The sequence below is a fragment of the Paraniabella hibiscisoli genome (assembly GCF_022512515.1).
GTDB lineage: Bacteria > Bacteroidota > Bacteroidia > Chitinophagales > Chitinophagaceae > Niabella > Niabella hibiscisoli.
Window position 1 is genome coordinate 1,665,349 of sequence record NZ_JAKWBK010000001.1, and the last position, 22,022, is coordinate 1,687,370.

Sequence of the window (22,022 nt, forward strand, 5' to 3'; positions counted from 1 at the left end):
AAATGCTACTTTACCTACGCTAAGAAGCGGATAAATGATTGGCAACGTTACCGGTATCATTGCCGATAACGTTACCGTTGTTTTATTGGCCCTTTCAGGTTCGTTCGTATTGCTTAATTGATACTTTTGGTTACAACGATGCTTTCATCGCCCAAACTTTAAAAACAGATATCAATGGAAATGATGGTACTAAAAGATAAGTACGAATTAGGAATTGCCGCCGGGAAAAAAGCCGGCGAGCTGATCCGCAATACAATTAATGAAGCAGGACAGGCCAATATCATACTGGCCACCGGCACCAGCCAGTTCCAGACGCTGGAACAATTAATAAAAGAAGATATCGACTGGAGCAAGGTAGTGATGTTTCATTTAGATGAGTATATCGGGCTGCCGGTTACACATCCCGCCAGTTTCAGGAAATACCTGAAAGAACGTTTTTTAGAGAAAGTACCCGCATTGAAAGCATATTACCTTATTAATGGTGAAGCAGATGCAGAAGCTGAGCGCCTGCGTTTGAATGCTATTATTCAGCAGCACCCGATTGATGTTGCATTAGCAGGTGTTGGAGAAAACGGGCACCTGGCTTTTAATGATCCTCCCGCAGATTTTGAAACTGAAGATCCTTACCTGGTAGTCAACCTGGATGAGCAATGCCGCATGCAGCAAATGGGAGAGGGATGGTTTGCCTCGCTGGAAGAAGTACCTGCACAAGCCATCAGCATGTCGGTAAAGCAGATCATGAAATCTACACATATCATTTGTTCGGTTCCGGATGGCAGAAAAGCACAGGCGGTAAAAGACAGTATTGAACAACCTGTAAACCCTGTATATCCTGCGAGTATCCTGCAATTACATGCATCCTGCAGTTATTACCTGGATCAATCTTCAGCAGCATTGTTGAGCGTAACCTCTCAATAAAAAGGGATATTAAAGATTCTTAAATTAGATCCATATGAAATTATTCAATAGATGGCTTTTATCAGCGGGCTTCTTATTAACCTGTTTTGTTGCTGTTGCGCAAAAAAATAAGGAGCTGCTTCGCCTGCCGAATATACCTGCAGATGGGGTGCCCTTTGCACAGATATTCGATAGCAGGGTGAAAGACGCTTCGGTATATCAAAAACAAGGCAATAAATTTTATTTTATTTGGGGCGCCACAAAACCCGATCCGATCCAGGGGGTAACCATCAGCAAATATTTCCCCTCGTATCGTAATCCCGAGCGGCATCTTGATATTGAGTGGTATAAAAAGAACCACCCGGATTGGGTCATGTATAAAGAAGATAAGGTAACACCGGCCTACGGCTATATATATGACTATGGCGGACTGGTTCCGCTGGATGTATCCAATCCTGAAGTGCGTGAATTTTACTTAAAGGAATTTATGCTGCCGGCGGTTAAACAAGGCTATAAAGTGGTGGCAATGGACAACGTGGATCTGGGTAACTGGCCGGGTGCAGTGGGCAGATATGAAAAAGGGAAATGGGTACAGCTATATACCGGTAAGAAAAATGACAAGGCCTTCCAGGAAAATATGATCGGGTGGATGCGTTACTTATCGGAGACACTGAACCCAATGGGTGTTCAGGTGGCGGCGAACATCAAAGCAAACAGTGCTCCGCAAGATGTGGTGTTACGCATGATGCATTCCGTAAATATATGGCTGGATGAAAATGGGTTTACTCATACCGGTAAAAATATTACGGGGAGCAATTGGCAACGACAATTCGATTTTTTAAAAGAGATCGCACCAATCAAAGGATATGTTTCTATTAACCAGGTAGCCGGTGCTGTGGAACAGACCGATGTAGCGCAGATCGAATGGGTAATAGCTAATTTCTTATTGATGCGGGGATCTCAAAGCCTTCTGGCTATTACACCATTTATTGATAAGAAGGCGATCTACCAGGAATTTCACTACCGCCCCGAAATGAATGTAATATATAGGATCGCCTGTAGATAAAGCCGTTCAGCAACAAAACGCCTGGACGAGAAAATTTACCAAAGGAATGGTTGTAGTTAATCCTTCAGCTACAGAAACGGTAACCGTTACCTTGCCCAAAGGCAAGTGGAAAACAATAAGCGGCCAGTTAAAACAAAGTGTATTACAGGTAAGGCCCGCTTTTGGTTTTGTATTAACCAGGCTCTAAACGCTTCTATAAATTTAAAAATGATTGACTAATGAATAATAAGTTCAATATACCCTGTTTTGTGCTTGCGATTATGGGCGCCCTATTAACAACGGGCGTCTCAGCGCAATCGGCACTACCAAGGCGGAGCCTAAATGGGTAGATGGGTTCCCTGTAGTGATGATCGGCAACTGGGATATCAAACCCACTTTCAGGCGAAGGGTGGGCGCTAACCCGGTATGGATTGATGAGATCTTTAAAAAGGAATCGACCGAAGAGCAGGTGAAAAAATATAAAGACATGGGAGCCACCCTGGTAATGGCATTTTTTATAAGGGCTTTGGCTTGAATGCCGAGAAAGAAGAAATTGATGCTACCCGTAAGCTGGTTGCCAATTGTAAAAAATATGGATTAAAAACAGGTGCTTACATAGGTTCAACATTGCCCTTTGAAACCTTTTTTGCTGAAGTGCCGGAAGCAAAGGAATGGGTGGCGCCGGATTACCAGGGGCAGCCTGTTACTTACGGAAGCCAAACCTTTCGCAAACTGGTATACTTTCAGCATGAGGGATACAAAGCTTATATTAAACGCGTATTAAAGATAGCGGTAGAAGATATTAAAGTGGATCTGATTCATTTTGATAACTCTTCCGTACAGGCGATTGCTCCAGTGTTCTATCATCCTTTGGCGGTTCAGCATTTCAGGGATTTCTTAAAGAAAAAATACACGCCCGAACAATTAAAGCAAAGGCTAGGCTTTAGTGATGTTCGCTTTGTTGAGCCACCTACTTATAGCAAGAGCATTGGCATACTGCATGATCCTTTGTCTCAGGAGTGGGTCGACTTTCGTTGCCGGCAGCTGGCTGACTATTACGGGGAAATGGCGCAGTACATCAGAGCCTGAACCCGGAAGTAGCAGTAGAATGTAATCCGCATGGCTTAGATGGCCGTAATTCGATGTGGAATGAAAGCGTAGACTTTGCAAGGATATTGCCACACACCAATTATTTTTGGACAGAAGGGGAGCAGACGGGTTTGTCAGAGAATGGAGCATTGCTTTCCAAGATCCGTACTTTTAAAATTGCCCGCACTTTTGATAACCGTGTATTTATTAAAACTAATGATAGTCAACTGAAGATGGCTGAAGCGTTGGCTTATAATAGAGAAGGTATAGGATTGATCGGCGGCATGGAAGAAATGGATGGAGGGAACTATCATGCACCACTGCCACTAACGCAAGAGCAAAAAGACTATATTAAGTTTTTCAAGGAGCACTTTGACTACTATAAGGGAACAACGAATATCGCTGATGTGGCGGTCTTACATACATTTAACAGCATGGCTTATAACAGCGACCTGCCTTATCAAAGCACTTTTCTTTTTGAGCAAAGTCTCATCCAGGGAAAAGTTCCTTTTGATGTGATCTTCGAAGAGCAACTCAAAAACCTGGATCGCTATAAAGTATTGGTTTTGGCCAACCAGGAATGCCTTACAGATGAACAGCAGGATCAGGTGCGTTCTTTTGTACATAAAGGTGGTGGCCTTGTTATAACAGAGCATACCTCTTTGTATAATGCCTGGCATCAGAGAAAAGAAAATTTTGGCCTGGCTGACCTGATCAAACTGAAAGCCCCCGATTGGCATGATCGCCGTACTCCGGAAGCTATTCTGCCAGTATCGGAACAGCGTAATGAAATAGGAAAAGGACGTGTCATCTATTTACCTGAAGTTATTCCATCTGTGCCCAAACCAACAATGGTGCCTATGGCTGGCCCTTATTTTAAACTGGCTAAGAATCATCAACAACTGATTGATGCGGTTCAATGGGCTTCCCGAAATAATTTATCTCTCCTTATAGAAGGGCCGGAGACGGTAACAATGGAGCTATTAAAACAAGAGAATAAAAACAGGCTACTACTGCACCTGGTTAATTTCAATTATGAAAAAGCTCCGGCAGAAAATCTTACAATAAATCTTAAAATTCCGGAAGGGAAAAAGTACAAAAGCTGACGCTTTTAAGCCCTGATCGCAAAACAACGGCCAACAACCTGACTTTTACACAGGAAAAAGGAATGATACAATTTGCGATTCCACAGGTGAAGTTATATGAGCTGGCGGCTGTAGAGCTCAAATAGCTTATCCATTAAATTCATAGTATTAGACTTTATTGTTCTCCCTTAATATGAACGGTTCTCACGCAGAGAGCCGTTTTGTTTACGGACATTGGTGGCTGGCATATAACCCAATGCATGACATTAAACAGGTATATGCATAAAAACGCAGCTATACAATACTTAAAGCTCTGCGATATCTATATGGAGTGTGGGTTTCGCACCGCAGCTGTATTGGAAAAGGTTATTTTATTAAGATTGCTACCGGGTATAAAAAAGCCAGGCAGTAGACTCCACTGACTGGCTTAAGAATTCATTTATATCCAAAGTATTTCGTAAAGAGAATTAGTCCAATAGAACTGCCCGTAAAAAACTATTTTACCAGGTATTGCACCAAAGGAGATTGTATGTCTTTTAAGCCTTCTCCTGCTAACTTAGCTATCGCTGTAGCTCCTGCTTCAGATAGATGAGTATCATCCTTTTACCTTTGGGTAGTTTGGTAAATTTACCCGGCTCTATATATATATACAATTGTTTAGATGCTTCCGGCCCTAATTGTTGAACGAGCCCGCGTGATTTTAGATTAAGATCTATCAATGGTACTTTCATCTCCTTCGCCAGTGTTCTAACCTCGCCCAAGTAAGCTTCAAAACTATTAGGTAGCAGTGTTCCGGTTTTATCAAACTTTCTTCGGGTTATAGAGGTGAAAAGTACGGGTATACCTTTTTCGCTCTCGTTTCGGATATATAGTTGATGAGGTTTTGGCGGTAAGTACTGTGCGGGTCTGTATGACGCAGGCTGTCATCCTTTTCATCGTTAGGCCCGAACATAATAAACACGTAATCGCCTGGCATTACCTGGTCGATTGTTTTTTGCCAATAACCTTCCTCCCTGAAACTTTTAGAGCTTCTGCCGCTTCTGGCCATGTTTTTAATAACTACTTCTTCAGTAAAAAACTGTGGCATCATCTGCATCCATCCACGTATGGGATAATTATCTCCGCCAAAGCCGTTCAGGTATCGCTGATCGTAATCGCACATAGTGGAGTCGCCAATAGAATAAATCGTTATTTTCTTTGTTTCCGTAAAGCTGTATAAAAATAACAAACAACCCAGGGCAATAAACAATCTTTTCATATCCATGATTTTAAATGATTCATTCAAACTTGATGTTTTGCTAATGTAGTTTTTTTTAAGGCTGAGACCGGTGTAGCGCCCGCAAATATCATCGGCATCGTTACCGATAACGATACCGGTAATTTTTACTGCTGTCTTTCGTAGAAGAGGATTAAAAATATATATCTTGGTTTTCATTAACGAAAATGTTTGCCCAATTGCTTTTGTGAGATACGGTACGGAACGAGGCCGGTACGAGTAAACAGCAGGTCCTTTAATGAGATAGCTGATGCTGGCTACTAATGTAAAATACAGTAGGCGTGATGAACTGATTGTATTAAAATTTTTATTCTTAATGAAGCATCGAAAGGGGTTATAAATATTTTCGGTCGTTCTTTATCCACAGCGTGAAGCGTTCAGGAAAGTATCTGACCGTAAAACAATAAAAATATACGGATGAAATTAATTGCAGTATTGCTGTTATCAGCTTTTAGTTTTTCTTTTGTTTCGCGCAAAGCAACCGCCGCATCAGTGGTGAGGTAACAGACTCCGCAACCGGTGGCCCTCTTGCAGGGGTAAGTATATTGGTGAAAGGTAAATCAGGTGGAACGCAAACCAATGCACAGGGTAAGTTTACGCTGACTGTTCCTGCTAATGACACATCAACTACATTACTGGTGGAGCATGTAGGATACCAGGCACAGGAGATCACTGCGGGTAATGAAAAGCTATTACATATTGTACTTGCCGCAAGTATGTCGCAGATGGAAGAAGTAGTAACGATTGGATATGCAACCGTGAAGAAAAAGATCTCACCGGATCCGTGGTTTCGCTTAGCAGTAAGCAATTAAAAGATATTCCTGTAAACTCACTGGCAGAAGCCCTTACCGGGCGAATGGCGGGCGTGCAGGTAACTACTTCAGAAGGGGCTCCGGGTGCAGAGGTTCAGATAAAGATCAGGGGTAATGGCTCTATTACACAGGATATAGCACCGCTTTATATAATAGATGGAGTACAGGTGGAAGGAGGACTGGCAGGTCTTTCACCGCAGGATATAGAATCGGTAGATGTACTAAAAGACGCGTCTGCTACTTCTATCTACGGGGCAAGAGGCGCTAACGGGGTAGTCATTATTACAACCAAAGGCGGCAAAGAAGCAAAGCCTGTTATCAGCTATAATGGCTTTGTAGGTTTAAAACAACTGGCCAATCGCCTGGAAGTATTAAGTCCTTATGAATTTGTTGTGTCGCAATATGAAAGAAGCCGTGGCACAACAGAAGCGCAGACTTCTTTTGCTCGTATATACGGAAACTGGGATAGTTTGGGTGTATACCGCGATATACCTGCCATTGACTGGCAAAAAGAAACATTTGGTAATGATGCCTGGATGCAGACGCATAACGTAGGGGTTGCGGGCGGCAATAAAACGACCCAGTATAATTTAAGCCTCACGAGTAATAACGAAGATGGGGTGATGCTTAACTCTGGTTATGACAGGAAGCTGATCAATTTCAGGATGGACACACACGCGTAAGCAATGCATTAAAAGTGGGCTTCAATGTTCGTTACGCCAACCAGGCTATCACCGGTGCCGGTACTTCAGACGGAGGGGCTTCTACTTACAATATGCTTCGCCATACTATTAAATACCGGCCTTTTGTATTAAATAATTTATCGCCCAACGACCTGGATGAGGCTTACTATGATGAAACCAATGCAGGCAATGCTTTAGGTATTATCAACCCTATACAACTCAGCAATGCACAGTACAGTAAGAAGCTCAGTTCGCTTACTAACCTGAATGGCTATGCCAACTATACATTTAGCCCGAAATTCTCCTTCAGATCTACAGCCGGTATCAATTTCAATAACCAAACCTATCATACGTTCTTCGACTATATCACATCCAAAGCCCGTACTCAGGGTGCCAGTATGCCAATGGCCGGGGTGTTAACCAATAATGTATACAACCTGTCTAACTCCAACGTATTAACCTATACCAATTCAAGAAAAAGCAATCATCGTGTAGATGTGCTATTGGGTAATGAGCTGTATAATGTGAAAGCAAAAAGTACCGATATACAACTAAAGAACTTTCCTGTAGGCATTACTCCCGACAAGGCGCTGAATCAGCTAAACATTGGTACTATTATTCCAACCTATCCCCAGTCGGGTAGCTATGAAAGCCGTATTGTATCTTTTTTACAAGAGCCAACTATGCGTATAAAGATAAGTTCTTAGCTAACTTCAGCTTGCGGGCTGATGGTTCTTCTAAATTCGCACCAGGCAATCAATGGGGTTACTTTCCTGCCGGTGCGGTGTCCTGGCGTGTTTCTAAAGAATCGTTTTTGGAGAACAGCAAAATTGTATCCGATCTGAAGATCAGGGCTAGCTACGGTGCTACAGGCAATAACCGTATAGACGATTACCTGTACATGAACATTTTTAGTCCTACGGCTAAGTATGCGCTTAACGAGCAGGTGGTGCCGGCTTATATGGTGGGTAGCCTGCCTAATAAAGACCTGAAATGGGAAACCACTATTTCGAGAAACATCGGGGTGGACCTGTCGCTGCTGAAAAACAGGTTATCGCTTTCGGCGGACGTTTACCTGAATACGGTAAATAATCTATTGATCGATGTGCCCATACCGCCAACTTCAGGTTATAGCACCCAGTTGCAAAATGTAGGAAGCCTGTCAAACCGGGGACTTGAAATACAGCTTAGCGCAACGCCTATTCAGAAAAACGAGTTTACATGGACCACAGAGTTTAATATCTCTTTTAACCGTAATAAAATTGAAAAATTAGCAAATGGGCTAGACCAGTATTTTGCTTATTCTGGTTTTGGTATTTCCGGTCAGCCGGCGGACTATATTGTAAAAGCCGGTCAGCCCCTAGGCACGATGTATGGCTATGTTTCCGATGGTTTTTACAGAACCGGTGATTTTAATTACGATGCGGCCACCAGTGTCTATACATTAAAAGAAGGCGTGGTAGATGTAGCCCAGGCAATAGGGATAGCACAACCTGGCTGGATGAAGCTCAAAGATCTCGATGGAAATAATATAATTGATGAGAATGATAAAACCATCATCGGCAACGCTAACCCTAAATTTTCGGGAGGTATTAACCAGCGGTTTACTTATAAGAACTTTGACTTAAGTGTCTTCCTGAATTTTGTTTATGGTAACCAGGTATATAATGCTAATAAAATTGAATTTACCAACGGTTATGGCTCTCATACCAATTCCCTTGCCTTTATGAAAGACCGCTGGCGTACCGTTGATGAAAACGGTAATGTATTGCAGCAGGTGGCTACCGTGTCGGGTAAGCAGGTGGTTACTGGCGTAGCGCCTGAGCAATTGGAAGCCATCAACAAAGATGCAAAATACTGGATCCCCATCAGTGGAGCAGGCGCCTGGTATCCTACATCCTGGGCAATGGAAGACGGATCTTTCTTAAGAATTAATAATATTACCCTGGGGTATACCTTACCACGCAATATGCTGAACAGGATCAAATTTAAAAATGTAAGGGTGTACGGCACCGTCAATAATCTTGCGGTACTTACCGGCTATTCCGGGTATGATCCGGAAGTGAATACCGGAGGGCCACCCCGGTTACGCCAGGGGTTGATTACTCCGCCTATCCCAGGAGCCAGGTATATATTGTCGGATTAAATATTTCATTGTAATAATAGGGTTATGACAAATCAAAGAATAGTACCATTGATGCTGGTTGCTGTAGCATTATTGTTTACAGCATGCAAAAAGTACCTCACCCTTGAGCCACAGTCGGCTTTTGGTGAAGACTATATGTTCAGTAGCGTCATTAATACCAGAAGCGCTGTACTGGGCGTGTACGATCAACTAGCCGGCGACCAGGGTTATGGTAGCCGCTTTAGCCTCATTTATCCCTACGATAATGATGAAATGATAGGGGTAACCAATGCATCGGCACCAGATAATAGCTCTCGCGATATGGCACGTTATAATGTGCAGCCGACCAATGCGCAATTGTTATTACCTTTTAATCAATTGTATGCAGGGATAGAGCGTGCAAATATCTGTATCAGGAATATACCGGGAATGAGCTTGTATAGAGATGGAAGCGAGGCCGATAAAAAGAGTTGCAACGGTTATACGGTGAAGCGCTAACCTTAAGAGCCCAGTTTTATTTTGAACTGATTCGTAACTGGGGCGATGTACCCGCATCATTTATTCCATCAATTGATCAACCCAATCTTTTCCTGGAAAAAACCGATCGGGACGTGATTTATGATAGCCTGATAGCGGATTTAAAAAGAGCAGAAGATCTGGTGCCCTGGCGTACAGAGGTGAGCTCTGACGAGCGTATTACTAAAGGAGCCGTAAAGGCGTTGCGTGCAAGGTTAGCCTTGTATAGCGGGGGTACTCACTTCGTAAGTCGGGCAATATGGAGCGGCGGGCCAATTATACAGACTACTATAAAATTGCTCGCGATGAATGTTATGAGGTGATGCAGAGAAGGGATCAGCACACCTTAAATCCCAGTTTTCAATCGGTGTTTAAGGATGCGCTGGATGCGTATAAAATAGATCCGTATGGAGAAGTGATGTTCGAAGTGGCTATGGCAAGGGAGGTGGATAGCAAGTTGGGGTATTACGATGGTCCGCGGTTTTATGTACCCGGAAATACAGCATTGTTAGGTAATGGCTCTATCCGCGTGATACCGGTGTATTTCTACTCCTTCGATTCGATCGACACGCGTCGCGATGTAACCTGTGCTCCTTATTACAATAATGCCGACAATTCCAAAACGCTGCAAACGCTAGTGAATATGACGAGCGGAAAATTCCGGTCAGACTGGATAACGCCTGCCCTGGCTTCCGCAATCCAGGCCACTGGTATCAACTGGCCGGTTATTCGCTTTTCTGATGTGTTGCTGATGTTTGCGGAAGCCGACAATGAATTAAACAACGGTCCTACACCCGCCGCCAAAATGGCTTTTGAAGAAGTGCGGAAAAGGGGTTTTAAAGGTAATGAATCAAAAATAGGTACAACGCCAGGAGATAAGGACGGCTTTTTTAAAGCCCTTTTGAACGAGCGTTCTTTTGAGCTGGGAGGAGAGGGTATCCGCAAATATGATTTGATTCGCTGGAACCTGCTTGGCGAAAAGATCACTTCGGTGCGTAGCAATTACACCAAAATTATGAGCCGGGAAGCTCCGTATAATAATCTGCCACAATACCTGTTCTTTTTACCGGGAGCACAACAATTAACATTGGGCAATTCCTTGTATAAACCCTCACCAACAGCTATAACAGGCTATACACGTGTTAACTGGACGAGGGCCATTACCGAAGCCTGGATCACTAATGTGGCTCAGCTCTATAAACCCAATCGTAGCGAACTTTTGCCCATACCTCAGGCGGTAATTGATGCCAACCCCAAAATTACCCAGGACTATGGATATTGATAAATGGGTATATGAATTCTGAGAGTTAAACCGCCTTCAGGGGCGGTTATTTTTTGCAAAATATTAAGGACTTTTATACAACGGCAATAAATAAAGCGCTGTCTGTTAAATGTAAAAACTATTAAGTATTAACAATAAAACTTAGTATATGAATAAGCATTTAAAATGGACGGTACTGTTATTAGTAGTAGCTACATTACTGGTAAGTTGTAGCAGTACCCAGTATGTGCAAAATGACCGGGATTATGACCGTGGGCGTAGCGATAACTGGGTACTCCTGGGCGAACGACGTGTCGATTCAAGAAACCGCGACGAAGCTATTTACCCCAGGGGGCGATATAATAATTTTTCGCAACTCCGGTTTACAACTACAGGCAGGGATATCAACTTATATGGCGCAACCATAGTGTATGATAACGGCAGACGGGAGTCTTACAAATTAAATGGAAATAACCGTACGGTAAGGTTAAGAAATCGCAACACTAATATACGGCAGATCAACCTTGACTACAATACGGGACGGTATGACCGACGCTCTAATCAGGGGTCTATTTTAGTCTATGGCAGATAAGAAAAAGTATAAGAGAAACAGCCGCTGGAGATGAACTAGCGGCTGTTTTATTTCCCATTATTGGCCTATAATTTTACCAGTTTGAATTTTTGAGCATTACCTGTGTTTTTGGTCCATATCTGTATTTTGGTGCCATTGGTACTAAATCCTCCATTTACATCCAGGTTTTTGTCCGATGCACATGCAGGTGAAAAGTATAGTAGCCATCGCCTACATAATTAGGTGTCCATCGTTGAGCCGCAGCGTTAGCATTTGTATATACCTGTATTTGCGTGCCATTAGCAGATGCGCCGCTCCTTACATCCATCACTTTAGTAGTATCTGCCAGTGTTTTTAAGGCAAACTCACCATTGCCCAGGCTTCTTAATAACCATTTTTGATTATTGGAAAGCGGATTATTAGGTGTCCATAATGCTACTACAGTACCGTTGGGCGGAACACCGCCACCACTTACATCCAGCACACTGCTGTTGTTTACTGCCGAAACAATTTTATAAGTGGCCCCATTTTCAATAAGACCTGCATTATCATCTGTAAGTGTGCTGGGCTCTATGGTTGGGGCAGGCAAGCCAAGCCCTGCTATTTCGGTATAAATACTTTCATTAACCTTAAAGCCCCATTTTCTAAAAAAGGTTGTCAGGTTCTTACCGCTGATGGTACATGCTTTGAGCATGAAATAGCGCATCTTCTGCTCATCCGTGGTGCCCGTTGGTTTCTCTACCCGGGTTTGTTTGTGCAGGTTGATGTAAAAAGCATCGCCAAAAGCCAGCCATAACTGATGGAACATAAACAACCGCGTGAAGTTCCCGTCCGACATGTAAGTATTTAGGTTAAAGTCTTTATCAGTATTGGTATTGGCGATGTAGTTTAAGGCGTTAGTGGTGGAAGTGCCTTTTAAACGGTTAACCCCACCACCGCTTATGGCACGTTCTGCAGCGAGTGAATAAATGTTCACCGTCACCTCTCCAAGGGTAGACCATTTCCAGGGTTGCTGCTGGCGCATATGTCCCAGCTCATGCCAGGAGCCCCAACCATTGTTCACCATATTGGGGTAAGTCAGGCAATCATTCCACAGGCCCGGCGCAAACCAGGTTCGGTAATAGCTGGCTGCGCCCCATAAATTCCGGGCGGGCGATTCTACCATCGCAATCTTGTGCGTAGGTTTCATGTGTTCCGGAGCTGAGTTGTCAAAGCCCGATATATAGTCTTCTCCAAACTCAACAGCCCTGTCTATTAACTGCAAAATGGTATTGGCATTGGTATTACTCGTAGCGCCGGCGCGGGTTCTACCAGTAACCAGGTAGGTGCTGTTGTTTACCAGCAGCACATCAGGTGAGCCGGTATAGGTGGTTACCTGCGACTCCCAGTCGGTAGTTTGATCTTTAATAAACAACGGGGCTCTCACAGCGCCACTGTTAAAAGTGATTTTTACCTTACCGGCCGGAGTGCCGCTGGTGGTATAACGTATCCATACCAGCCCACCATAAGTATCTGATGATATGGTATTGTTACCAGCCGTTAGCTGTACTGAACGCGGGTCCCAACGTAAGGTGTCCCTGGAGTAAGTGCCTATCAAAAGTTTGGGCAGTGTAGTGCCACTTAATTGTTGCACGGTAAGGGTCATAGCAACTCCCGGAGGAAGATAGAAGCCCGTGGGGTCAAAGTCCGACCAGGGATTACCCAGTTGTAACCTGTTAAAAGACTCGGTGGTTCCCATGATCTTCTCAGTGAATTCCTGTTCAGTACTTCCTAAAGCCCCCAATGGTACAGGGTTAACGGAACGGTTCATTGTTTTTTCCGGACCGGTATTTTCGGTAATCAGGTTTTTCTTGCACGATACTATAGACAGTGCGGTGATCACTGCTATGGTTAGTAGTTGTTTCATTTATTGGTTTTAAAGGTGATATAAATAGAGATACAGCGAACTACCCGGTAGTAGAGAAGCAAAGCAACAATTGTGTAACCTAAGATAGATACGAGTTATACATATTCGGCCGGACAAACGTTTGCGCTAATTTGAGAACGATCTTTGTATTTGTAATGTGTTTTTAGTACACATTAATTAAAATATCCTATTTTCGCTTTTCTTTTAAAAAATATATGAATGAAAAGATTGATTGCCATGGTTACCATGATGCTCGCAATTGCCTGTTCCAATGCACAGGTAATACAATCGCCGGACGGTGCACTACAACTTACATTTGAGGTTAAGGATAGTATTGCCCTTTATAGCTTGAACTTTAATAACCAGCCGGTTTTGTTAAAAAGTAAACTTGGACTGGAGATAGCCAATGGACCATCTTTTAAAGAAGGATTTGGCATTAAAGATTTCAAGATCAACAAAAAAGATGAAAGCTGGCAGCCCGTTTTAGGAGAGGTAAAACAGATACGCAACCAGTATACCGAATTGGTTGTTTACCTGGCTCAACCTGCTTATCAACGGGAGATAGTCATACACTTTCGCCTGTTTAACGATGGGGTGGGGCTGCGTTATGAATTTCCCGAGCAGGCTAATTTAAATTACTTTGTGGTAAAGGAAGAAGCTACGGAGTTTGCATTGCCGGGAGATGCCAAAGCCTGGTGGATACCAGGTGATTATGATACGCAGGAATACAATTATACCACGTCGAAATTATCGGAAGTACCGCAATTATTTGATAAAAGCTATGACGGTAATGCGTCACAAACCATTGCACCCGGCACCCTGCAAACACCATTAATGATGAAAACAGATAATGGGTTCTATCTTAATTTTCATGAGGCTTCATTAATTGATTACCCTGCTTTACATCTAAGCCTGGATGAAGATAAGTTCGTACTAAGATCTCATTTAACACCTGATGCACAGGGAAAGAAGGGATATATTCAAACACCTTTTCAAACACCCTGGAGAACAGTAATTGTCAGTAAGAAGGCAGAAGATATACTGTCGTCTAAATTGGTGCTCAACCTGAATGAACCTACTAAATATGAGAATACTGATTGGATCAAACCTGTAAAGTATGTAGGTGTGTGGTGGGAAATGATCATGGGTAAATCTACCTGGAACTATGCCAATATTAACAATGTGCACCTGGGCAGAACGGATTATTCGAAGCTGCAAACCAATGGTACGCATGCAGCCAACACGAACTATGTTAAGAAGTATATCGATTTCGCAGCAAAGCATGGTTTGGATGGTGTATTGGTAGAAGGCTGGAACGAAGGATGGGAAGACTGGTTTGGCAAATCGAAGGAATATGTATTTGATTTTGTAACGCCCTATCCCGATTTTGATATGAAGACATTAGCGGATTATGCCAGTGCCAAAAATGTACAGCTGATCATGCATCATGAAACCTCCTCTGCCGCAACTAATTACGAGCGTCATTTTGATACCGCTTTTGCGTTTATGGATCGATATGGTTATAAAGCTGTAAAAACAGGCTACGTGGGCAATATTATTCCGAGAGGCGAACATCATTACAGCCAATGGATGGTGCAACACTATCAACGTGTAATTGATAAAGCCCTGCAGCACAAAGTAATGGTGAATTCACATGAGTCGGTACATCTTACCGGCCTGAATCGCACTTACCCTAACTGGATTGCTGCAGAAGCTGCAAGAGGTACAGAATATGAAGCATTTGGAGGTAATAACCCCGAGCATACCACCATCTTACCCTTTACGCGGTTAGTTGGTGGTCCTATGGATTATACGCCCGGCATTTTTCAAACCAGGCTGGATTACTATTTTCCGGGTGATAAGCGATTTGTACAAACAACCCTGGCTAAACAATTAGCCTTATACGTAACTATGTACAGTCCATTGCAAATGGCTGCAGATATTATCGACAATTATGAAAGATTTCCCGATGTTTTTCAGTTTATTAAAGATGTTGCGGTTGACTGGGACGATACAAAAATACTAAGCGCAGAACCAGGCGATCATGTATTAATTGCCCGCAAGGCCAAAGCAAAAGATGAATGGTTTGTTGGGGCATTACAGATGAGCAAGCCCGGACCTTAAATATCGATTTTAGCTTTCTGCCCGCCGCGCGCATTATGAGGCAACTATTTATGAAGATAGTGAAGACGCGGACTATATAAATAATCCACAGGGCTATCATATTTATAAAAAGATAGTAAGTCGCAAAACAAAATTGTCCGCAAGGCTCGCCCGGAGTGGGGGTATAGCGATCAGTATTAAAAAAATTAGCATTCTGATAAAAAGAAATTATCCGCAAGCCGCCTTCATTTGAGGCGGCTATTTTATTGATTAATAGCAAGGTCGGTTAATCCCGGCTTGAAAATTGCAATGTTCTAAACCGTAAAATTATTGTGATGATGGGGCGCAGTGTGTAAAAAATTCCCCACTATAAACTATTCAAAAAATTTTAAACAATAGCCGGATGAAAATAGCAAGGCCCGTTGATGATTTTGTGGCAAAGATGCGAGAGTATTTTACCTCCGAAGGAACCTATCCCTTTAAAAATGAAGATCCTTTCAGGCTAGATCTCCTGAGCAACGCGCAAATGGAATCGCATGGAGTACGTGTTGCAGCCCAGCATGAAATATTATCAACAAAGCAACCCGATAAAGTATTGCGGAGGCTGAACGATAATGAAGAAGTCATCGTGAAAGTGCAGGAGATGCTGGCAGAAACCATTAGAGAGAAGCAGGCCATTGCGCCGGCCAGCGAGTGGTTTTTAGATAACCTTTACCTCATTAAAGAGCAGATCAATATTTCCCGAAAACACTTACCTAAGGGATATAGCCAAACACTTCCTATTCTGGCTAAAGGCAAATCTGCAGGTATGCCCAGAGTATATGATATTGCTCTTGAAATTATTTCGCATAGCGATGGCCGAATTGATGTAGCCAACCTTACCGCTTTTATCAATGGATATCAAACTAAAAATGTTTTAACCATTGGTGAGCTATGGGCTATACCCATCATGTTGCGATTCGCGATCATAGAAAACATCAGGCGCATTGCTTCCAGGATAGCCATAGACCGGTTGGACAAGAACGATGCTATTTACTGGTCGGAAGAGTTTATAAAAATTGCACAAACAGAGCCGCGCAGTATTATCATTGCAACAGCTGAAATGGCGAAGAGTGATGTGTCGCTCAACAGCGCTTTCGTGGCCGAATTTACCAGGCGTATGCAGGGTAAAGGGCAGGGACTGGCGATCCCTTTATCCTGGATCGAGCAGCAGCTTTCGGATACCGGACACTCTGTAGCTGAGCTGGTGAATGTACATAACCAAAGCCAGGCTGCAGGCCAGGTGTCTATGCGTAACAGCATAGAGAGTATCCGGTTGTTGAAGACAACTGAATGGAAAGAGTTTGTTGAAAGTGTAAGTGCAGTAGAGCAGATATTGCAGAAAGATATTACGGGTACTTACCCATTGATGGATTTTGAAACACGTGATTGTTATCGCCATGTGGTGGAGTGGATCGGTAAGAAGTCGAAAATGGCAGAACATGAGGTAGCTGCTTTGGCCGTACACCTCGGTGCCAAAAGAAAGGAATCCGGCAAAGCCGAACGGCAGCATCATGTGGGTTATTTTTTAGTAGATAAAGGGCGTGATGAATTAATAAAGGCAGCTGGTACACAACTGGATTTAAAGGACCATTTAAAAGTGTTCTTCCGGAAAGAAAGATTGCCATTGTATGCAGGGTCTACTTTTCTGTTTGCCATAGTGGTAAGTGTTTTACTGGCGTTGACAATATACAGGGAAACCCATGCAATGGTATTGAGCATAGCTACGGGTATTTTACTTTTTGTGATACTTGGACATTTTGCTACGGTTGTCATCAACTGGATATCGACTATGGTGGTAAAACCTAAGCCGCTACCCAAACTTGACTTTTCAGGAAGAATACCCGATGTATACAGAGCAGTAGTGGCTGTACCTTGTCTTATCGGGTCTAAAACTGGTATTGAAGAACTGGTGAGTGATTTAGAAGTACGGTATCTTTCCAACCCTCAAAAGAATTTGTACTACTGCCTGCTAACAGATTTTGCAGATGCGCCACAGGAAACAATGCCACAGGATGATACACTGCTGGCTTATGTTAAAGAAGAGATACAGCTGCTGAATAAAAAGTATGCAAAAGAGAATACGGAAGACCGGTTCTTCCTTATGCACCGTGCACGTAAGTGGAACAAGAAAGAAAAAGTGTGGATGAGCTATGAGCGTAAAAGAGGAAAGCTCGGCGAGCTGAATAGCTTGTTGAGAAATAAAGGGCATGATGATTTTTCGGTGATAGTAGGCGATACATCAGTGCTGGCCGACGTGAAATATGTAATTACCCTCGATGCGGATACGCTATTGCCCAGGGAATCTGCCTGGAAGATGATCGCAACTATGGCGCATCCGTTGAATCGACCGGTGATCAATGAAAAGAAAAAGAGGGTAGTGGAAGGATACGGTATTCTGCAACCCCGTACGGCTATTAACCTTCCCGCAAAGACCAGCTCTGTTTATGCGCGCATGCATAGTAACGATTCCGGTCTGGATCCATACACCCAACTGGTGTCTGATGTGTACCAGGATCTTTTTGAAGAAGGCTCTTTTATCGGCAAGGGGATCTACGATATCGATGTGTTTGAAAAAGTGTTGGGTAAAGCCTTTCCTGAGAATCGTATCCTCAGCCATGATCTGTTAGAGGGCTCTTATGTGCGTTCGGGTTTATTAACCGATGTGCAGCTTTTTGAAGACTACCCTGAAACCTACTGGACCGATGTAAGCCGCCGCCACCGCTGGATAAGAGGTGACTGGCAGATCGCAACCTGGGGCCTGCCCTTTGCACCGGATGACAAAAACAAGTTAAAGCGTAACTATATTTCATCTCTGTCCAAATGGAAAATATGGGATAATATCAAGCGAAGCCTGCTCACTCCTGCCATGTTGCTCTTGCTGGTACTGGTATGGCTCTTATTTCCTAATCCCGGTGGCTGGATGATCGGCTTTATGGTGTTCTGGTTTTTTATGCCCGTTGTTACCGGGTTCATACAACTCTTCAGGAAGCCGAAAGACCTGGATACCCGATCGCATATTGCGGAAGTGATTGAGTCTTTTAAAAAGAGCGTAGCACAGGTTGTTTACAATATTGTAGTGCTCCCCTTTGAAGCATTTAAAAATGCAGACGCTATATTTTTAGCCAATTGGCGCCTGCTGCTTTCCAAGCGCAGATTATTACAGTGGACACCTTATGCTGCTCAGAAGGCAGGGGGAAGAAGAGTATTGCCAGTGCCTATAGTTATATGTGGCAGGCCATTTTACTGGTAGCTATCATAACAGCCCTGGTGATTATTTTCCAGCCTGCCTCACTTTTTATAGCAGGTCCTTTTTTATTGGTATGGTTTATTTCACCGATTGTGGCCTGGAATGTAAGCAGGCAGCGGAGTCGTAAGGATTTCTCTTTATCTGATTCAGAAACGGATTTCTTACAGGTGATCAGCCGTAAAACCTGGGCTTTCTTCGAAGACTTTGTGGTAGCCGGAGATAATTACCTGCCGCCGGATAATTACCAGGAAAAACCAATTGAGGTAACGGCGCATCGTACTTCTCCCACCAATATCGGTCTTTCTACACTGGTCAATTTATCGGCTTATGACTTTGGATACATTTCACTATGTAAGCTGGTAGAGCGTACCCAGAATACCTTTAATGCACTGAATGATATGGAGCGCTATAAAGGTCATTTTTATAACTGGTACGACACTGCCAATCTTCAGCCGCTTTATCCCCGTTATATCTCGGCGGTAGATAGCGGAAACTTTGTAGCCAATATGCTGGTGTTGCGTCAGGGGTTACTCGAATTACCACATGATAAAATTTTCAATCAACAATTTTATAAAGGGTTGCATCATACCTGGAAAGCGGCGATGCAGGCAACTCCCGAAGCACCGATGATTTTTAAAGAAACAGATAATTATCTGGGTCGGTTAGCCCAATCGCCGGTAGAAACATTAGGCAGTCAAAAAACTTACTTTGAAAAATTACTGCAGCAGCTTAATGTTGTAAAGGCTGATACAACTGCCAATACCAATGCAGAACTGCAAGGCTGGCTGGCTAAGTTTGAGGCCCAGATTGCCGATGCACAGTTTTCACTGTCGCTCTTAACACCGTGGGTAGATTTATTGCCGGTACCTAACGGACTTGAAGCATTAAAAGACTTGGATAAGATTCCTTCTTTAACAGAGATCCGGGATCTGCAGGAAAATCTGTTGCCGCTGATTACCGAATTGTTGAACGACGCAGGCGAACATCAACAATGGTTACAAAGCCTGCAGGTGGCAGTACAATCTGCACATAGTCATGCATTGGAGAAACTCAGCAAAATAGAAAAGCTGGTGAATGAGTGCGCTGGCTTTGCAGAAGTAGAATATGATTTCCTGTATGACGAAGACAAGCACCTGTTCCACATCGGTTATAATGTAAGTGAAGATGTAAAAGATAAAAGCTACTATGATATACTGGCATCGGAAGCTCGCCTGGGTATCTTTACGGCCATTGCGCAGGGTAAAGTGCCGCAGGATAGCTGGTTTGTATTGGGCCGGCTGATCACCAACGATGGTACCGCGCCGGTATTACTTTCCTGGAGCGGATCGATGTTTGAATACCTGATGCCCGAACTGGTGATGCCTTCTTACGAAAATACTTTGCTGGAACGAACTACGCGGGGTGTGATACAAAATCAAATAGATTATGGCCGGAAAAAAGATATACCCTGGGGTATTTCTGAATCTGGTTTTAACCTGGTAGATGCACATCTCAATTATCAATACCAGGCTTTTGGTGTTCCCGGTACAGGCTTAAAAAGAGGATTGGGACAGGACCTGGTGATTGCACCTTATGCCACTATGCTGGCCTTAATGGTAGAGCCCGAACCGGCATTGAAAAATCTATTGTTATTAGCAAAAAATGGATTTGAAGGTCGCTATGGATTTTATGAGGCAGTAGATTATACGCCATCAAGAATGCCGCGTGGCACAACACATGTGATTATCCGTTCTTTTATGGCCCACCACCAGGGAATGGGGTTTTTATCTGTTGCCCGTTTACTGTTGGGCGAAAAAATGCAGCAACGATTTGAGCGCGATCCGCAGTTTCAGTCCGCACTGCTACTATTGAAAGAAAAAGCGCCCAAAGCAACCAACTATTATACGCAGGACGATAGCGCTGCCAGCAAAACGGTAGCCAGCCATGAGTCGCATATAAGAATTATTAGAACACCTAATACTACAACGCCCGAGGTGCAGTTGCTTTCCAACGGGCGCTACCACATGGCTATCAGTAATTCAGGGGTAGCTACAGCCGCTGGAAAAATATGGCGATATCCCGCTGGCGGGAAGATGTAACGGAAGATAACTGGGGAACGTTCTGCTATATAAAAGATGTCTCCAGCCAGGTGCTCTGGTCCAATACTTATCAACCTACCCGTGCAAAACTGGAAGTAGATGAAACTATATTCTCGCAGGGGCATGTAGAGTTCAGGCGCGTGAATAAAGATTTTGAAACAAAAACAGATATCGTCGTTTCTCCTGAAGATGATGTTTCTATCAGGCGGATCAAAATAACGAACAAGAGCAATAGCATTAAAACACTTGAAGTAACGGGTTATACCGAAGTGGTCATTGCGCCGCAAGCAGCTGATGAGGCACACCCTGCGTTCAGCAATCTTTTTGTGCAAACCAGGATCAGCGAAAATGATAAAGCTATTCTTTGTACCCGGAGAGCCAGGTCTAAAAATGAGCAGCCACCATGGATGTTCTTTATGATGAATGTAACGGGTGCGGACAAAGAAGAAATATCTTTTGAAAGCGACCGGATGCGTTTTATTGGCAGAACTCGTTCGCTGGCTGCGCCATTATCAGTCGTTAATAACGGGCCTATGTCCGGCACTGATGGTTCTGTATTGGATCCTGTAGCCGCCATCAAATATAAGATCACGCTAAAACCAAGACAAACGGCTACATTCGAAATTGTAATTGGTATAACAGAAACGGAAGACAATTGTAAGCACCTGATTGATAAGTACGATGATATGTACTTAAAGAACCGGGCGTTCGATGTCGTGGACACATAGCCAGGTGCTGTTACGGCAGATCAACGCCAGTGAAGCCGAAGCGCAGTTGTTTAATTCTATGGCCGGGCATATATTGTATGCGAACGCCATTCATCGGGCCGAATCCAATATCATTGCAGGTAATCGCAAGGGGCAATCTGGTTTGTGGGGATACTCAATCTCCGGCGACCTTCCGATAGTATTGGTAAGAGTACAGGATAGCGATAATACGGCATTGGTAAGGCAGCTAATTAAGGCGCACTCTTACTGGCGCATGAAAGGCCTCGCTGTAGATCTGATTATATGGAATGATGATTTTGGTACTTATCGTCAATTGCTGCACGACCAGATCATGGGCTTTGTAACGGCCATGGGGGGCGCTACAGTAGACCAGCCGGGTGGCATCTTTATCCGCCAGGGCGATCAGCTTTCGACTGAAGACAGGATCTTATTCCAGACAGTTGCCCGCTTAATTTTTATGATAATGCCGGGAGCCTGCAGGAGCAAATGACCAAACAAAAGCCGGGCAAAGCGTTACCACCTGCATTGAAAATCACTGGGCAGCATCTTTTTGAATCA

General features: G+C 43.6%; 23 protein-coding genes. 20 read left to right on the forward strand and 3 right to left on the reverse strand.

What is annotated here, in order from left to right; genetic code table 11:
- Nucleotides 1-180: 180 nt before the first annotated feature.
- The 6 genes from MKP07_RS10685 to MKP07_RS10710 all read left to right on the forward strand — a co-directional run bounded on the left by MKP07_RS10685 (nucleotide 181) and on the right by MKP07_RS10710 (nucleotide 4,137).
- Complete coding sequence (locus MKP07_RS10685; protein ID WP_240847178.1) at nucleotides 181-918, forward strand: glucosamine-6-phosphate deaminase; 738 nt, start codon at nucleotides 181-183, stop codon at nucleotides 916-918.
- Nucleotides 919-952: 34 nt separating this feature from the next.
- A complete protein-coding gene (locus MKP07_RS10690; RefSeq protein ID WP_240847179.1) occupies nucleotides 953-1,963 on the forward strand; it encodes an alpha-amylase family protein in 1,011 nt (336 codons plus the stop codon).
- Between the two features lie 46 nt (nucleotides 1,964-2,009).
- Complete coding sequence (locus MKP07_RS10695) at nucleotides 2,010-2,150, forward strand: hypothetical protein (protein ID WP_240847180.1); 141 nt, start codon at nucleotides 2,010-2,012, stop codon at nucleotides 2,148-2,150.
- A gap of 159 nt (nucleotides 2,151-2,309) precedes the next feature.
- Nucleotides 2,310-2,477: a hypothetical protein gene (locus MKP07_RS10700; protein ID WP_240847181.1), complete on the forward strand. Its 168-nt coding sequence runs from the start codon at nucleotides 2,310-2,312 to the stop codon at nucleotides 2,475-2,477.
- On the forward strand, nucleotides 2,474-3,031 hold the full coding sequence (locus MKP07_RS10705; protein WP_240847182.1) for a hypothetical protein: 558 nt from the start codon (nucleotides 2,474-2,476) through the stop codon (nucleotides 3,029-3,031). The genes MKP07_RS10700 and MKP07_RS10705 overlap by 4 nt, the downstream gene beginning before the upstream one ends.
- Nucleotides 3,032-3,084: 53 nt before the next feature.
- Entirely contained in the window at nucleotides 3,085-4,137 is a 1,053-nt protein-coding gene (locus tag MKP07_RS10710) for a type 1 glutamine amidotransferase family protein (RefSeq protein ID WP_240847183.1), read from the forward strand.
- 539 nt (nucleotides 4,138-4,676) lie between these two features.
- On the opposite strand, the gene MKP07_RS10715 is transcribed toward MKP07_RS10710, so the two are convergent.
- Both MKP07_RS10715 and MKP07_RS10720 read right to left on the reverse strand, forming a co-directional pair.
- Nucleotides 4,677-4,877, reverse strand: coding sequence for an SGNH/GDSL hydrolase family protein (locus tag MKP07_RS10715; protein WP_240847184.1), 201 nt, complete (start codon nucleotides 4,875-4,877; stop codon nucleotides 4,677-4,679).
- Between the two features lie 56 nt (nucleotides 4,878-4,933).
- A complete protein-coding gene (locus MKP07_RS10720) occupies nucleotides 4,934-5,551 on the reverse strand; it encodes a GDSL-type esterase/lipase family protein (protein ID WP_240847185.1) in 618 nt (205 codons plus the stop codon).
- Nucleotides 5,552-5,880: 329 nt separating this feature from the next.
- Here MKP07_RS10720 and MKP07_RS10725 point away from each other — a divergent pair, with 329 nt between their 5' ends.
- The 8 genes from MKP07_RS10725 to MKP07_RS10760 all read left to right on the forward strand — a co-directional run bounded on the left by MKP07_RS10725 (nucleotide 5,881) and on the right by MKP07_RS10760 (nucleotide 11,381).
- Nucleotides 5,881-6,204 (forward strand): carboxypeptidase-like regulatory domain-containing protein, encoded by a 324-nt coding sequence (locus MKP07_RS10725; protein ID WP_317235992.1) that lies wholly within the window; start codon nucleotides 5,881-5,883, stop codon nucleotides 6,202-6,204.
- The gene (locus MKP07_RS10730; protein WP_240847187.1) at nucleotides 6,177-6,887 is read left to right on the forward strand and encodes a TonB-dependent receptor plug domain-containing protein; all 711 of its coding nucleotides are present in this window, start codon (nucleotides 6,177-6,179) and stop codon (nucleotides 6,885-6,887) included. Before MKP07_RS10725 ends, MKP07_RS10730 begins: the two co-directional genes overlap by 28 nt.
- Before the next feature lie 14 nt (nucleotides 6,888-6,901).
- Entirely contained in the window at nucleotides 6,902-7,594 is a 693-nt protein-coding gene (locus tag MKP07_RS10735) for a hypothetical protein (RefSeq protein WP_240847188.1), read from the forward strand.
- 11 nt (nucleotides 7,595-7,605) lie between these two features.
- Nucleotides 7,606-9,033 (forward strand): SusC/RagA family TonB-linked outer membrane protein, encoded by a 1,428-nt coding sequence (locus MKP07_RS10740; RefSeq protein WP_240847189.1) that lies wholly within the window; start codon nucleotides 7,606-7,608, stop codon nucleotides 9,031-9,033.
- A 24-nt stretch (nucleotides 9,034-9,057) separates the two neighbouring features.
- Nucleotides 9,058-9,510, forward strand: coding sequence for a hypothetical protein (locus MKP07_RS10745; protein ID WP_240847190.1), 453 nt, complete (start codon nucleotides 9,058-9,060; stop codon nucleotides 9,508-9,510).
- Entirely contained in the window at nucleotides 9,483-9,851 is a 369-nt protein-coding gene (locus MKP07_RS10750) for a RagB/SusD family nutrient uptake outer membrane protein (RefSeq protein WP_240847191.1), read from the forward strand. The genes MKP07_RS10745 and MKP07_RS10750 overlap by 28 nt, the downstream gene beginning before the upstream one ends.
- A complete protein-coding gene (locus MKP07_RS10755) occupies nucleotides 9,851-10,810 on the forward strand; it encodes a RagB/SusD family nutrient uptake outer membrane protein (protein ID WP_240850769.1) in 960 nt (319 codons plus the stop codon). The genes MKP07_RS10750 and MKP07_RS10755 overlap by 1 nt, the downstream gene beginning before the upstream one ends.
- A 148-nt stretch (nucleotides 10,811-10,958) precedes the next feature.
- Complete coding sequence (locus MKP07_RS10760) at nucleotides 10,959-11,381, forward strand: hypothetical protein (protein WP_240847192.1); 423 nt, start codon at nucleotides 10,959-10,961, stop codon at nucleotides 11,379-11,381.
- 154 nt (nucleotides 11,382-11,535) lie between these two features.
- On the opposite strand, the gene MKP07_RS10765 is transcribed toward MKP07_RS10760, so the two are convergent.
- Nucleotides 11,536-13,266 (reverse strand): M60 family metallopeptidase, encoded by a 1,731-nt coding sequence (locus MKP07_RS10765; protein ID WP_240847193.1) that lies wholly within the window; start codon nucleotides 13,264-13,266, stop codon nucleotides 11,536-11,538.
- A gap of 219 nt (nucleotides 13,267-13,485) precedes the next feature.
- Between MKP07_RS10765 and MKP07_RS10770 the strand changes: the two genes are divergently transcribed.
- The 6 genes from MKP07_RS10770 to MKP07_RS10790 all read left to right on the forward strand — a co-directional run bounded on the left by MKP07_RS10770 (nucleotide 13,486) and on the right by MKP07_RS10790 (nucleotide 21,954).
- Nucleotides 13,486-15,390 (forward strand): glycoside hydrolase family 97 protein, encoded by a 1,905-nt coding sequence (locus MKP07_RS10770; RefSeq protein ID WP_262919259.1) that lies wholly within the window; start codon nucleotides 13,486-13,488, stop codon nucleotides 15,388-15,390.
- A gap of 76 nt (nucleotides 15,391-15,466) precedes the next feature.
- On the forward strand, nucleotides 15,467-15,622 hold the full coding sequence (locus MKP07_RS38335; protein ID WP_317235993.1) for a hypothetical protein: 156 nt from the start codon (nucleotides 15,467-15,469) through the stop codon (nucleotides 15,620-15,622).
- Nucleotides 15,623-15,772: 150 nt separating this feature from the next.
- Complete coding sequence (locus MKP07_RS10775; RefSeq protein WP_240847194.1) at nucleotides 15,773-18,661, forward strand: hypothetical protein; 2,889 nt, start codon at nucleotides 15,773-15,775, stop codon at nucleotides 18,659-18,661.
- Nucleotides 18,637-20,736 carry a glucoamylase family protein gene (locus MKP07_RS10780; RefSeq protein ID WP_240847195.1) on the forward strand — a complete coding sequence of 700 codons (2,100 nt, stop codon included), beginning with the start codon at nucleotides 18,637-18,639 and terminating at the stop codon, nucleotides 20,734-20,736. The genes MKP07_RS10775 and MKP07_RS10780 overlap by 25 nt, the downstream gene beginning before the upstream one ends.
- Nucleotides 20,706-21,464 carry a hypothetical protein gene (locus tag MKP07_RS10785; RefSeq protein WP_240847196.1) on the forward strand — a complete coding sequence of 253 codons (759 nt, stop codon included), beginning with the start codon at nucleotides 20,706-20,708 and terminating at the stop codon, nucleotides 21,462-21,464. The genes MKP07_RS10780 and MKP07_RS10785 overlap by 31 nt, the downstream gene beginning before the upstream one ends.
- Entirely contained in the window at nucleotides 21,448-21,954 is a 507-nt protein-coding gene (locus MKP07_RS10790; protein ID WP_240847197.1) for a hypothetical protein, read from the forward strand. Before MKP07_RS10785 ends, MKP07_RS10790 begins: the two co-directional genes overlap by 17 nt.
- The last annotated feature ends 68 nt before the right edge of the window (nucleotides 21,955-22,022 follow it).